Below are 13,313 nucleotides of genomic sequence, written 5' to 3' on the forward strand. Positions count from 1 at the left end.
GCCGGGAGCCCCCGTCAGCGACGGTCCGCGGCGTCGTCCCACCACGAGACCAGCTCGCGCAGGCCGTCGTCCCCGCCGCCGCGCACCTCGGCGACGGCGAGGGTGCCGGTGTCGTCCCAGGTCCAGCGCAGCTGCGCATCCCCCTCGGCGTCGAGGGAGCAGGCCAACCGGCCCACCACCCGGTCGTCGTCGCGCAGCTGCAGCCAGCCCTCCGGGTCCGCACCGCGGCCGCACTCGCGCTCGCTGTCGAGCAGCCGCAACCCCCGGGACTCGACGTGCGCGGCGAACGCGGCGGCCGCGCCGTCCCCGGCGTAGAGCGTGTGGGTGCTCGCCGGGGCGCCGTCCTCGTCGGGGTCCCCGGGCGGGCAGTCGAGCCGTCCCAGGGCCCGGCCGTCCCCGGGCGCGGCCGTGCAGTCGGCGGGGTCGACCTGGTCGGGCAGGCCCAGGGCGAGCAGGCGCTCGGCGACGCCGGAGACGTCGCCGGCGGCCGCGTCGGCCCGGCGGTCGGCGGCGACGAGGAGCCCGGCGAGCACCAGCGCCGCGACCGTCGCGGCCGCGGCGAGCACCCACGGCAGCCAGCCGGACCGGCGCCGGGGCCGAGCGGCGGGAGGAGCGCCGAGGTCCGGCGCGGGCGGCGCCGGGACGGCGACCGGCACCTGCCGGGTGGTCGAGCGGCCACCGTCCGCCGGGAGGGGGCCGACCGCCGTCGGGGCGTCGTCCGGCCGGGGCACCGGGACGCCGCTGCCCGTCAACGCTCCCCGCGCCGCCTCGGCCAGGTCGCCGGCGCGCTGCCAGCGCCGGTCCGGGTCCTTGGCCAGGCCGCGCAGGACGACCTCGTCGAGGGCCGCGGGCAGCCCCGGGCGCAGGGACGACGGCGGCGGCGGGGGCTCGTGCAGGTGCGCGGCCATCACCCGCGCTGGGTCGCCGGGGCCGAACGGACGGCGGCCGGTGAGCAGCTCGAACAGCAGGCAGGCCAGGGAGTAGACGTCGGCGCGGGCGTCCGGTGGGGTCGGGCCGAACCGCTCGGGGGCCATGTACTCGGTGCTGCCGACCGCGGTGCCGACGGCGGTCAGGGCCGGCCCGGGGCCGTCGTCGGCACCGCGGGCGACGCCGAAGTCGGCGAGGTAGGCGAAGTCCTCGCCGGCGGCCGAGGTGGCCAGGTCGCGCCCGTCGGCGCGGCCGACGAGCAGCACGTTGGACGGCTTGACGTCGCGGTGCACCAGTCCCCCGGCGTGGGCGGCGTCGAGCGCGCGGGCGACCTGGCCGACCAGGTCGACGGCGCGGGCGGGGTCCACCGGGCCGGTGCGCCGCAGCAGCGAGTCCAGGTCCTCGCCCTCGACCAGCCGCATGTCGAGGAAGAGCTGGCCGTCGATCTCCCCGTAGCGGTGGATGGGGACGACGTGCGGCTCGGTCAGGCGGGCGGCGATGCGGGCCTCGCGGCGGAAGCGGTCGCGGTATCCCTCGTCCTGGGCCCACTGCGGGTGCAGCACCTTCAGGGCGACGTCCCGCTCGTGGTCGTCGTCGTGCGCCCGCAGCACCTGCCCCATGCCGCCGCGGCCGAGCACGCCGAGGACCCGGTAGGGGCCGAACCGGCCGCCGTCCTGCTGCGCCGTCACCGTGGGCGCAGCGGCACGGCCGCGAGCTCCCGCCACAGGTGCGCGGCCGCCTCGGCGCCGCGGTGCAGCATCGGCAGCAGCACCCGCTCGTTCGGCGAGTGGATGCGGTCGGTGGGCAGCCCGGCGCCGAGGAAGAGCAGCGGAGCGCCGAGGACGTCGACCAGGTCGGCCTCCGGTCCGCTGCCACCCTCCCGGGTGAACAGCACGTCGGCGGGGTCGCGGTCGAACGCCAGCCCGATCGCGGTCAGCAGGGCGGCCATCGCCGGGGAGTCCAGGTCGCTGGCGCAGGGCGAGACGCCGCCGGCCGGGACGTGCACGTCGGCCTGGATGCCCCCGGGCAGGTTGGCCGCCACCCAGCCGCGCACCTGGTCGGCGAGGTCGGCGGGGCGCTGGTCGGCCACCAGCCGGAAGGTGATCTTGGCGTGCGCCTCGGCCGGGATGATCGTCTTGTGCCCGGGGCCGGTGTAGCCGCCCCACATGCCGTTGACCTCCGCGGTGGGCCGCGCGCCGATCCGCTCCAGGGTGGTGAAGCCCTCCTCGCCGGTGGCGACGCGGGAGGCGGCGGGCCCGGCCAGCCAGGCGGCCTCGTCGAAGGGAACGCGGGCCATGAGCTCGCGCTCGCGGTCGGTCAGCGGCCGGACCTCGTCGTAGAAGCCGGGCAGGGTGACCCGCCCGTGCTCGTCGTGCAGGCTCGCCAGCAGGGTGGCCATGGCGTGCAGCGGGTTGGGGACGCCGCCGCCGAAGGAGCCCGAGTGCAGGTCGACGGCCGGCCCGCGCAGGGTGATCTCGGCGTCGGCGAGCCCGCGCATGGCGACCACGGCGCTGGGGACGTCGGGGGCGGCCATCCCGGTGTCGCTGACCACGACGACGTCGCAGCGCAGCCGGTCGGCGCGCTCGCGCAGCAGTGCGGCGAAGTGCGGCGACCCGGACTCCTCCTCGCCCTCGACCAGCACCTTCACGGTCACCGCCGGGGTGTCCCGGCCGGTGGCGGCCAGGTGCGCGCGCATGCCGAGCAGGTGCATCGCGACGTTGCCCTTGTCGTCGATGGCGCCGCGGGCGTGCAGCTCCGGACCGTCGGGGCCCTCCACGCGGGTCGGCTCGAACGGCGGGTGCTCCCACAGCTCCAGCGGGTCGACCGGCTGCACGTCGTGGTGGCCGTAGACGAGGGCGACCGGCGCGCCGTCGTCCGCCGACGGCCACTCCGCGTAGACGGCCGGCGCCCCGGCGGTCTCCCACACCTCCACGACCGGGAAGCCGGTGCGGCGCAGCGCGTCGGCCAGCCACGCCGCACTCGCGGCGACGTGGGGCGCGTGGGCCGGGTCGGCGGAGATCGACGGGATGCGCAACCACGCGTCGAGGTCGGCGTGCAGGTCGCCTGAGTGTGCGGTGACGAAGTCGCGTTCCGGGCTGCTCACGGCTGCCGACGGTAGCGTCGGCAGCATGCCGGGACAGCTGCTGCGGGTGGACGTCGGCGACCTCACCTTCGACGTGCGGGCCGACGGGCCGGACGACGGCCGCCCGGTGCTGCTGCTGCACGGCTTCCCGGAGACGTCGGCGTCGTGGGCCGCGGTGACGCCCCGGCTGACCGAGGCGGGGCTGCGCACCTACGCCGTCGACCAGCTGGGCTACTCCCCCGGCGCCCGCCCGGCCGAGGTCGACGCCTACGCGCTGACCAACCTGGCGCAGGTCACCGCCGACCTGATGACCGCCATGGACGTGCCGGTGGCCGACGTCGTCGGGCACGACTGGGGCGCGAACGTCGCCTGGGCGCTGGCCGCGTGGCACGAGGACCGGGTGCGCTCGCTGACCGCCGTCTCGGTGCCGCACCCCACGGCGTTCACCACGGCCTTCCGCTCCGACCCGGAGCAGAAGGAGCGCTCGGCCTACATCCGGCTGTTCTGGCAGCAGGGCAAGGCCGAGGAGGTGCTGCTCGCCGACGACGCCCGGCGGCTGCGGCGGATGTTCGGGGACGTCGTCCCGGCCGAGGCCGTCGACGAGTACGTGGCCGTGCTGTCGGCGCCGGGCGCGCTGACCGCCGCGCTCAACTGGTACCGGGCGATGAGCTCGGCCACGCCGGTCGACGACGTGACCGTGCCGACCACCTACGTCTGGAGCGACGACGACGTCGCGATCGGACGACGGGCCGCGGAGGGCTGCGCCGAGCACGTCACCGGCGACTACCGCTTCGTCGAGCTGGCCGGGATCTCCCACTGGGTCCCCGAGCAGGCCCCGGACCAGCTGGCCGTGGCGGTCCTGGACCGCATCGCCTCGACCTGAGGCTCAGTCCTCCTCCGGCGGAGGGGGCAGGTCGTCGTCCGGCGGCTCGGGCGGCAGGTCGTCGTCCCGGCCGGTGACCAGGGCGAGCAGGCCGGCCTCGTCGAGCAGGTCGACCGGGCGCACGGTGACGCCGGCGGCGACGTGGTGGAACCCGGCGCTGACCCGCCCGACCGGGACGCCGGTCAGCCGTGACCAGCCCAGCCGGTAGGCGGCCAGCTGGACCGCCGCGGCGGCGAGCTCCGCGCCCGACGGGGGCGGGCCGGTCTTCCAGTCGACGACCTCGAAGCCGCCGTCGCCGTCGTCGAAGACCGCGTCGATGCGCCCGCGCAGGGTGAGCGGGCCCAGAGGCGTCTCGAAGGGCACCTCGACCTCGACCGGCTGCCGGTCGGCCCAGGGGCTGGCCAGGAACGCCTCCTGCAGCGCGGCCAGCGCGCCGTCGGGGGCGGCGGACTCGTCACCGGAGCCGGGCAGCTCGTCGAGGTCGAGCAGCCGGGCGACGCCGAAGCGCTCCTCCAGCCAGGCGTGGAAGGCGGTGCCGCGGCGGGCCAGCGGTGCGGGCGCGGCGGGCATCGGCCGGCGCAGCCGCCGGGCGAGCTCGGCCGGGTCGCGGCGCAGCGTGACCAGCTCGGACACCGACAGGTGGCTGGGCAGCGGCACCTCGACGGTCGGGGAGGCGGTGCGGCTCCGCTCGCGCAGCAGCAGGTCGGCGTCGCGCACCCACCGCTCCACCTCCGGGTCGCCCGTGCCGAGCGCGGCCGCGGCGTCCAGCGGGTGCGGAGCGGCGCCGGCCACCAGCTCGGCGGCGGCGGTGAGCGCCCGGCGGCGCGGCGGCGAGAGCGGGTCGGCCGGCCACACGCCGACCGGCCACTCCTCCAGCGCCGGGTTGGGAGCGCCCTCGTCGGGGCGCTCGGCCCACGCGACGACGACACCGGCCCCGGCGCCGCACGCGCGGCGGACGGTGTCGAGCAGCACCGAGGGCCCGCACGGCTTGACGCCGTCGCGCCACCAGCTGCCCGAGCACAGCAGCAGGTGCTTGGCGCGGGTGACCGCGACGTAGCCGAGCCGGATCTCCTCGGCCTCGCCGAAGCGCTTCCACTCCTCGACGTAGTCCTCGAGCGCGGCGCGCACCGCGGCCTGGTCGCCGGAGCCGGGCACCGGCAGGCGCAGCTGGGGCAGCTCCGCGCGGTCGGTGGTGCGCAGGTCGACCGGGACCGCGCCGGGGTCCTTGACCCACGAGTCGCTGGTGTCGGTGCGGGCCGGGAACTGGTCGGCCGTCATCCCCGGCACGGCGACGACGTCCCACTCCAGGCCCTTGGCCGAGTGGCCGGTGAGCAGCTGGATCGACTCGGGGTCGACCGCGACCTCCCCCGGCTCGAGGCCCCGCTCGCGCTCCTCGGCGTCGCGCAGGTAGCCGAGGAAGGCCGGCAGCGAGGGCAGCTCGGCCAGCTCGGTGAACTCCGCGGCGACCGCGTGCAGCGCGTCGAGGTGGGCCCGGGCCGAGCCGGGGCTGACGCCGGGCGCGCTGGCCAGCTCGGTCTCCAGGCCCAGCACCCGCGCGACGTCGTCCACCAGGTCGGGCAGCGACTCCCCCAGCCGGCCGCGCAGGTGCGCCAGCTCCGCGCCGAGACGGCGCAGCCGCCGAAAGGCCGCGGGCGAGTAGGCCGACGGGTCCCCGAGGTCGTCGAGCGCCTCGACGAGGCTGCCGCGCTCGGACGGGCGGGGAGCGGGATCGTCGTCGTCCTCGCGACCGGGGCGGCGGGAGTGCACCAGCGCGCGGGCGCGGGACTCGAGCGCGGCGAGGTCGCGGGGACCGATCCGCCAGCGCGCTCCGGTGAGCAGCCGGCCCATCGCGTCGCCGGCGGTGGGGTCGACGAGCACGGTCAGCGTCGCGACCACGTCGGAGACCTCGGGCACCTCCAGCAGCCCGCCCAGGCCGACGACGGTCACCGGCAGGCCGCGGGCGCGCAGCGCGGCGGCGATGCCGGGCAGCTGCTTGCGCGTGCGCACCAGCACCGCCGTCGTCGGGGGGCGGCCGTCGGCGCGCGGCGGCAGCGCCGGGTCCTCGCCGCGCCAGCAGGCGGCCAGCCGGTCGGCCAGCGCCTCGGTCTCCTCGGCCACGGTCGCGTACAGGCCGGCGGTGACCAGCCCGTGCCCGGCGGTGGGTGCCGGCGCGAGGTCGGGCAGCGGCACCTCGGGCGCCGGCAGCAGCCCGGCGACGTCGTTGGCGACGGCGAGCACCGCGCCGTCGTTGCGCCAGCTGGTGGCCAGGGTGAGCCGCTGCGCCGCCCGGCCGCGGACGCCCGGGAAGGTGCGGTCGAAGCGCTCGATCGTCCCCGCCGACGCGCCGCGCCAGCCGTAGATCGACTGCCTCGGGTCCCCGACGGCGAGCACCGCGTGCCCGGTGGTGCGGCCGAACAGCGCCTCGAGCATCCGCAGCTGACCGACGCTGGTGTCCTGGTACTCGTCGAGCAGCACGATCCGCCAGCGGGCGCGCTCGCGGCGGCCGACCTCGGGCGCGCTGACGGCGACCCGCGCGGCCAGCGCCACCTGGTCGGAGTGGTCGATCGCCCCGGCGGCCCGCTTGCGCGCCTCGAACGCCTCGACCAGCGGCAGCAGCGCCACGCGGGCGCGCTGGCGGGCCAGCATGTCGACCACCGGCTTGTACGGGCCGCGCTTGCCCTTCGCGTCGGGGTAGCCGGCGATCTGCCGCTCCAGCTGCGCGGTCCACGCGCGCAGCCGGTCGGCGGAGACGTCGTGCTCGCCGAGCTCGCCGGCCAGCGCCAGCACGTCCTCGACGGTGGTCAGCGGACTCAGCTGGACGTCGTTCATGTCGCCGGTCCAGCCGGAGACGACGGAGGACGCCTGCCCCCAGCACATGGCCGGGCCGAGCACGCCGGCGCCGGGCTCCACGCCGATCCGCAGCCCGTGCTCGCTGACCAGCGAGGCGGCGTAGCCGTGGTAGGTCGACACCGTCGGCATCGCGACGGCCAGCCGCTCCTTCAGCCCCGGATCGGTCTCCGGGTGCCGCGCCAGCGCGCCCAGCCGGATCCGGATGCGCTCGGCCAGCTCGCTGGCCGCCTTGCGGGTGAAGGTCAGCCCGAGGATCGCGTCGGGGGCGACCAGCTCGTTGGCCACCAGCCAGCAGACGCGGGCGGCCATCGTCTCGGTCTTGCCCGACCCGGCCCCGGCGACGACGACCAGCGGCCGGTCGGCAGGCGCCGACACCACCCGCGCCTGCTCGTCGGAGGGCGCGTAGGACAGTCCGCAGCGGGCGGCGACCTCGGCCGGGGTGAGCAGCCGGCGCTCCTGGACCGGTTCGGGTGCGGCACCGAACAGCGCGTCGTCGAAGGAGAGCTGTTCCTCGGCCGGCACCGGAGCCCGACGACTCACGAGGTGACCTGCCGGCCGCGCTCGTGCAGCGGGCAGCTTCGCCGGGCCGGGCACCGGGAGCAGTGGCTGCCGGTGCGCACCTCGAAGGTGGCCGCGCCCATGCCGTCGCCGACCTGCGCCACCAGCTCCCCGGCCCAGGTCTCCCCCACCGGGACGTCGGCGGGGAGCGGCTCCTGCGCCTGCTCCTTGGCCTTGGCCCCGGAGCCGACCTGCAGCAGCGCCGCCCCGCCGGGGGCGTCGCCGTGCGCACCGAACGCGCCGGCGGCGACGGCCACCTGGTAGGCGGCCAGCTGCCCGTGGGTGTCGATGTCGCGCGCGGCGCTGCGGCCGGTCTTGAGGTCGACGACGACCAGCCGGCCGGCGCCGTCGCGCTCCAGCCGGTCGACCTGGCCGCGGATGCGGGCCCGCCCCACGGTGACGTCGAAGTCGGCCTCGGCGGCCACCAGCTCGCGGCCGTTGGCGGCGTGCCAGCGCAGGAACCGGTCGAGCATGTCGCGGGCGGCGGCCCGCTGCCGCTGGTCGGCCCAGCCCGGTCCGAGGTCGAGCTGGTCGAGCTCCTCGGCCAGCGCGGCGGGCGCTTCGGCGGCGGGCAGCCCCTCGGCCACCTGCTGCGCGACGGCGTGCACCGCTGAGCCGACGGTGCGCGTGGCGTCCGGCGAGGCCTCCGCGCCGACTGCGCCGAGCACCCACTTCAGCGGGCAGCGCTGGAAGGTCTCGATCGCCGACGGGCGCACCCGCACCGCCTCGCCGTCGGGCACCAGCGGGGCGTCGTCGGACAGCGGCGCCAGCCCCCACCAGTCGGCCGGGGAGGCGCCGGGCACGCCCTCGTCGGCCAACCGCCGCAGCACCGCGGCGGCGGCCGACCGGCGGGCCGGCTCGGTCTGCGGGTCGCTGACCGCCCGCCGCAGCTCGGCGACCAGCGCCGGCAGCGTGAGCGAGCGCGGGAGCGGTGTCAGCGGCCGGCCCTCGTCGGGCGGGGCGACGACGAGGTCGAGGAACCGGGAGGCGGTGGCGCCGGCGTCGGGACCGTCCAGGGCACCCTCGACGGCGGTGACCACCAGCCGGCGGCGGGCCCGGGTGCAGGCGACGTAGAACAGCCGCCGCTCCTCGGCCAGCATCTGCACGCGCCGGTCGATCACGGCGCCGTCGATGCCCGCCACCCGCTCGACCAGCAGCTCCGTGCCGAGCAGGGTGCCGCGGTCGCGGAGGTCGGGCCAGACGCCCTCCTGCACGCCGGCCACGCAGACGACGTCCCACTCCAGACCCTTGGACGCGTGCGCGGTGAGCAGCCGGACGGCGTCGGTCGCCGACTCGCGGCCCGCGCCGGTGACGCCGGGCAGCTCCTGTGCCGACAGGTGCTCGACGAACGCGCCGACGGTGGCCGAGGGCAGCCGGTCGACGAAGCCCGCCGCGGCGTCGAACAGCGCGACGACGGCGTCCAGGTCGCGGTCGGCGACCGCTCCGGCCGCCCCACCCGCAGCGCTGGCCCGCGCCCACCGGCCGGCCAGGCCGCTGCGCTGCCACATCGCCCACAGCACGTCCTCCGCGGAGCCGTCGCGGGCCAGCGCCACCCGGCCGGCGGCCAGCGCGTCCGCGACCCGGCGCGCGGGGCGGGCGACGGCCTCGGGCAGCTCCTCGAGCAGCGCCTCGTCGGTGAGCGCGGTGGCCAGCGGCGCGCCCCGCTCGTCGGCGTCGACCCCGCGCCGGGCCTGCGCGATCCGCACCGCCCGGCGCAGCCGGCGCAGGTCGAGCACGGTCGCGCCGCCCAGCGCGGAGGTCAGCAGCGCCTCGGCGCCGGGCTCGTCGAGGGCCGGCGTGCCCGGCTCGGCGCCCGGCTGCGGCAGCAGCGCGCCGAGCGCGGCCAGCAGCGGCGCGACGGCCGGCTGGGCGGCCAGCGGCAGGTCGTCGGTGCCGACCTCGACCGGGACGCCGGCGGAGGTGAGCGCCCGCCGCAGCGGCCCGATCGCCAGCGCGGCGCGGACGACGACGGCCATCTCCGACCACGGGACGCCGTCGACCAGGTGCGCGCGGCGCAGGGTGTCGGCGACGTAGGCGGCCTCGACCGCCGCCGAGCCGAAGACGTGCACCTCGGCGGCGCCCTCCTCGACACCCTCGACCGCGGCCAGCCGGCGGTGCTCCCACGGGCCGGGCAGCGCCTCGGCGACCCTCCGGCTGACCGCCAGCAGCCCCGGGCCCGAGCGCCGGCACACGCCCAGCGACAGCCGCGGTGCGGGCCGGCCGGCAACGGTGCGGAACCGCTCCGGGAACTCGACGATGCCGCGCGGCTCGGCGCCGCGGAAGGCGTAGACGGCCTGGTCGGGGTCGCCGACGACGACCAGGTCGCCCCCGCCGCCGGCGAGCAGCTGCAGCAGCTCCACCTGGGCGGGGTCGGTGTCCTGGTACTCGTCGACGAACAGCCAGCGGGCCCGCTCGCGCTCGGCGCGCAGCAGCTCCGGGTCGTCCTCGAGCTCGGCGATCGCGGCCCGGACCAGCTCGGCGGGGTCGTAGCCCGACGCGTCACCGCCGCCGGCGGTGGAGAAGGCGGTGACCGCCTCGTACTGCTCCTGGAAGGCGGCGGCGTGCAGCCACGCCTCGTTGCCGGTCTCGCGGCTCCAGGCGGCCAGCAGCTCGGGGTCGACCCCGCGCTCGGTGGCCCGCAGCAGCAGGTCCCGCAGCTCGCCGCGGAAACCGGCGGTGGTCAGCGCCGGCAGCAGCGACTCCGGCCAGCGCACCGCACCCTCCCCGGCCAGGTCACCGCGCAGCAGCTCGGCGACGACGGCGTCCTGCTCGGCGGCGGTGAGCAGCCGCGGGGGCGCCTCGCCGCGCAGCAGCGCCGCCCGCCGCAGCACGCCGTAGGCGTAGGAGTGGAAGGTGCGGGCCAGCGGCTCACGGATGGTGCGCGCCACCCGCGCGGCGACGCGGTCGCGCAGCTCGGCCGCGGCCCGGCGGCTGAAGGTCAGGACGAGGATCTGCTCGGGGTCGACGCCGCGGGCGATCCGCGCCGCGACCGCCTCGACGATCGTCGTCGTCTTGCCCGTGCCGGGGCCGGCGAGCACCAGCAGCGGGCCGCCCGGGTGGTCGACGACGGCCTGCTGGGTGGGGTCGAGCCGAGGCCGCCGAACCGACGGCACGGCCGGCTGCACGAGGCGGTAGACCGGCGCTGACTCGTCCCCCCGCAGTGCCACACCTCGATGACACCACGAGCGGCCGACGATCTCCGGATGGGTCGGGTCACACGGCGCGGCCCGCGCCGCGCAGCGACCGTGGACTCCCCCGTCGTCGGTGCCGGGCGCTGCGCCGGAAAGGGATGGCGACCAGGACGCGGTCCCGGCAGTCCGTCCGCCCCCGCGTGGCCGGCGGCGTCCCGCCCGGTGCAGGAGCGGCACCGGCGCCTGCACCTGCTGCTCGACGCCTACGGGTACGACGACGACCGCTCCGCGCTGCGGGCAGCCATGGCCACGCGCGCCCGGCGGAACGCGGAGGTGACCCGTCGGCTCGCCGACGGCGGCGGCCCCCGTCGGACCCCGCACCCCGGCGACGGGAGTCACCGGCGGGCGGGGCACGGAGACCGGGTGAGCGGCCGCCACCCGCCCGAGGTCCTCACGGGCTGCGACCGTGACCGGGACCGCATCGGGTGACGGCCGCCGCGCGCTCACCGAGCCGGACGCCACCGCCTCATCGGGGGCACCCGCTGCTGACCGACCGCGCTCAGGGCCAGCCGACCGCGGCCAGGTCGACCCGGCCGTTGCGCACCGGCACGCCCTCGGCGGCGAGCAGGGCCAGCTGCTCGACCCGGACCGGCCCGGCGGCCGAGCCGTCGGCGCGGACCACCCGGTGCCAGGGCACCGCTCCCCCGCCCTGGGACAGCGCGCGGGCGACCCGCCGCGGCCCGACGCCGACCAGCCGGCCGATCGCGCCGTAGGTGCTCACCCGCCCCGGCGGGATGCGCTCCACGACGTCGAACACCGCCTCGTCGACGTCCAGCGGCGAGGCACCCGGGGAGAGCGGCCCACCGCTGCCGCGGGTACGGGGCCGCGGGTCGTCGTCCACCCCTCTCGCCGACCGGCCGGGGTCAGCCCCGGCGGCCGTACCTGCCCAGCAGCCGGGCCTGCGGCGAGGCGGTCCGCGGCACGTCCAGCGGCGGGTCGAACAAGCCGGGCACACCGTCGACGGGGAGCCGGTCGGCGACCACCAGGGCCGCGGTGACCAGCGCCGGGTCCAGCTCGGTGTCGCCGTCGGTGGCGCGGGCGAGGTCCCAGGAGTGCACCGTGAGGTCGGCGGTCAGCTCCTCGATGTACTCGGCCGCCGAGGTGGGGCCGCGCTGCAGGTGCACGGTGTGCAACAACGCGCGGTCCTGCGCGAAGGCGGCCAGTGCACCGTCGGCGGCGGTCTCCCAGCCGGTCAGGGGGTCGTCGCCGAGCAGGTCGCTGGTGTCGTCGGGGAAGCGGCCGTCGATGTACGGCTCGCCGGCCAGCAGCGGCGGCGCCCAGAGCGCCTCGGTCACCAGGTGCGCGACCAGGTCGGCGACGGTCCAGCCGGGCAGCGCCTCGTCGTCCCACTGCTCCGGTTTCACCGCGTCGACGCGGTCGGTGAACGCAGCCTGTGCGCGCTGGAACAGCGCGAGCAGCTCGGTGGGGGCGAAGTCGGCCATGCGATCAGTAGACAGCGGAAGGGCCCGGTCCGCCCGCGAACGGGAGCGGACCGGCGGGAGGACCACCCCGCCCCCCCACCGGTGGCAGGCTCGCGGCGGGACCCTGCAGGGCGGCCGGGGGGAGGGTGGTCCTCCGCTCAGTAGGTGGGCAGCGTCTTGTCGATGCGCGTGGCCCAGGCCGTCACGCCACCCTGCACGTGGACGGCGTCGGAGAAGCCCGCGTTCTTGACCGCGGCGAGCACCTCGGCCGAGCGGACGCCGGTCTTGCAGTGCAGCACGATCGGCTTGTCCTGCGGCAGCTGCGACAGCGCCCGGCCGGAGAGGATCTCGTCCTTGGGGATGAGCTTCGCGCCGGGGATCGACACGATCTCGTACTCGTTGGGCTCCCGGACGTCGATCAGCTCGAAGTCCTTGCCGGCGTCCATCATGTCCTTGAGCTCGTCGACGGTGATCGTCGAGCCCGCGGCGGCCTGCTGGGCCTCGTCGGAGACGACCCCGCAGAAGGTCTCGTAGTCGATGAGCCCGGTGATCGGCTCGGCCTCCGGGTCCTTGCGCACCTTGATGGTGCGGAAGGTCATCTCCAGGGCGTCGTAGACCATCAGCCGGCCGAGCAGCGTCTCACCGATGCCGGTGATCAGCTTGACCGCCTCGGTGGCCTGGATGGCGCCGATGGTCGCGCACAGGACGCCGAGCACGCCGCCCTCGGCGCAGCTGGGCACCATGCCGGGAGGCGGCGGCACCGGGTACAGGTCGCGGTAGTTCGGGCCGTGCTCGTTCCAGAAGACCGAGACCTGGCCGTCGAACCGGTAGATCGAGCCCCACACGTACGGCTTGCCCAGCAGCACGCAGGCGTCGTTGACCAGGTAGCGCGTGGCGAAGTTGTCGGTGCCGTCGACGATGAGGTCGTACTGGCTGAAGATCTCCATCACGTTGTCGCTGTCCAGCCGCGTCTCGTGCAGGCGGACGTCGACGTAGGGGTTGATCTCCGTGATGGAGTCGCGCGCGCTCTCGGCCTTGGACCGGCCGACGTCGGACTTGCCGTGGATGATCTGGCGCTGCAGGTTCGACTCGTCGACGACGTCGAACTCGACGATGCCCAGCGTGCCGACCCCGGCCGCGGCCAGGTACATCAGCACGGGCGAGCCGAGGCCGCCGGCGCCGACGGCGAGCACCTTGGCGTTCTTCAGCCGCTTCTGCCCGTCCATCCCGACGTCGGGGATGATCAGGTGACGGCTGTACCGGCGGACCTCGTCGATCGTCAGGTCCTCGGCGGGCTCCACCAGGGGTGGCAGGGACACGAGCTGCTCCTCAGTACTCGACAGCGGCCCAGGCGCAGGCCGGCGTTCGTCGGGTCAACAGCCTGGCACGTCCGGCTGATT

Annotated in this window: 9 protein-coding genes; 2 read left to right on the forward strand and 7 right to left on the reverse strand. The window is 77.1% G+C overall.

The features are described from left to right. Positions 1-14: 14 nt before the first annotated feature. On the reverse strand, positions 15-1,616 hold the full coding sequence (locus tag BLS21_RS01550) for a serine/threonine-protein kinase (protein ID WP_139176986.1): 1,602 nt from the start codon (positions 1,614-1,616) through the stop codon (positions 15-17). Beyond that, positions 1,613-3,031 (reverse strand): M20/M25/M40 family metallo-hydrolase, encoded by a 1,419-nt coding sequence (locus BLS21_RS01555; protein ID WP_245699925.1) that lies wholly within the window; start codon positions 3,029-3,031, stop codon positions 1,613-1,615. The genes BLS21_RS01550 and BLS21_RS01555 overlap by 4 nt, the downstream gene beginning before the upstream one ends. Positions 3,032-3,056: 25 nt before the next feature. Here BLS21_RS01555 and BLS21_RS01560 point away from each other — a divergent pair, with 25 nt between their 5' ends. Then, positions 3,057-3,893, forward strand: coding sequence for an alpha/beta fold hydrolase (locus tag BLS21_RS01560; protein ID WP_091213744.1), 837 nt, complete (start codon positions 3,057-3,059; stop codon positions 3,891-3,893). Positions 3,894-3,896: 3 nt separating this feature from the next. Here the strand turns inward: BLS21_RS01560 and BLS21_RS01565 are convergent, their stop codons facing one another. After that, positions 3,897-7,283: an ATP-dependent helicase gene (locus BLS21_RS01565; protein ID WP_091212881.1), complete on the reverse strand. Its 3,387-nt coding sequence runs from the start codon at positions 7,281-7,283 to the stop codon at positions 3,897-3,899. Beyond that, positions 7,280-10,468, reverse strand: a complete 3,189-nt coding sequence (locus BLS21_RS01570) for an ATP-dependent helicase (RefSeq protein ID WP_217635934.1) — start codon at positions 10,466-10,468, stop codon at positions 7,280-7,282. The genes BLS21_RS01565 and BLS21_RS01570 overlap by 4 nt, the downstream gene beginning before the upstream one ends. Before the next feature lie 186 nt (positions 10,469-10,654). Between BLS21_RS01570 and BLS21_RS01575 the strand changes: the two genes are divergently transcribed. Then, the gene (locus BLS21_RS01575; protein ID WP_091212882.1) at positions 10,655-10,921 is read left to right on the forward strand and encodes a hypothetical protein; all 267 of its coding nucleotides are present in this window, start codon (positions 10,655-10,657) and stop codon (positions 10,919-10,921) included. A 70-nt stretch (positions 10,922-10,991) separates the two neighbouring features. Here BLS21_RS01575 and BLS21_RS01580 read toward each other — a convergent pair whose 3' ends face one another. The 3 genes from BLS21_RS01580 to moeZ form a co-directional block, all read right to left on the reverse strand. Continuing rightward, positions 10,992-11,333: an MGMT family protein gene (locus BLS21_RS01580; RefSeq protein WP_245699926.1), complete on the reverse strand. Its 342-nt coding sequence runs from the start codon at positions 11,331-11,333 to the stop codon at positions 10,992-10,994. Between the two features lie 22 nt (positions 11,334-11,355). Further along, on the reverse strand, positions 11,356-11,934 hold the full coding sequence (locus BLS21_RS01585) for a TIGR03086 family metal-binding protein (protein WP_091212885.1): 579 nt from the start codon (positions 11,932-11,934) through the stop codon (positions 11,356-11,358). A 137-nt stretch (positions 11,935-12,071) separates the two neighbouring features. Continuing rightward, on the reverse strand, positions 12,072-13,232 hold the full coding sequence (moeZ, locus tag BLS21_RS01590) for an adenylyltransferase/sulfurtransferase MoeZ (RefSeq protein ID WP_091212887.1): 1,161 nt from the start codon (positions 13,230-13,232) through the stop codon (positions 12,072-12,074). Positions 13,233-13,313: the final 81 nt, after the last annotated feature.

The organism is Geodermatophilus siccatus, assembly GCF_900103785.1.
Classification (GTDB): Bacteria; Actinomycetota; Actinomycetes; order Mycobacteriales; family Geodermatophilaceae; genus Geodermatophilus; species Geodermatophilus siccatus.

Coding starts and splice junctions, on each gene's coding strand:
- BLS21_RS01560 (WP_091213744.1), top strand. CDS start 3,057: ATGCCGGGACAGCTGCTGCGGGTGGACGTCGGCGACCTCACCTTCGAC.
- BLS21_RS01585 (WP_091212885.1), bottom strand. CDS start 11,934: ATGGCCGACTTCGCCCCCACCGAGCTGCTCGCGCTGTTCCAGCGCGCA.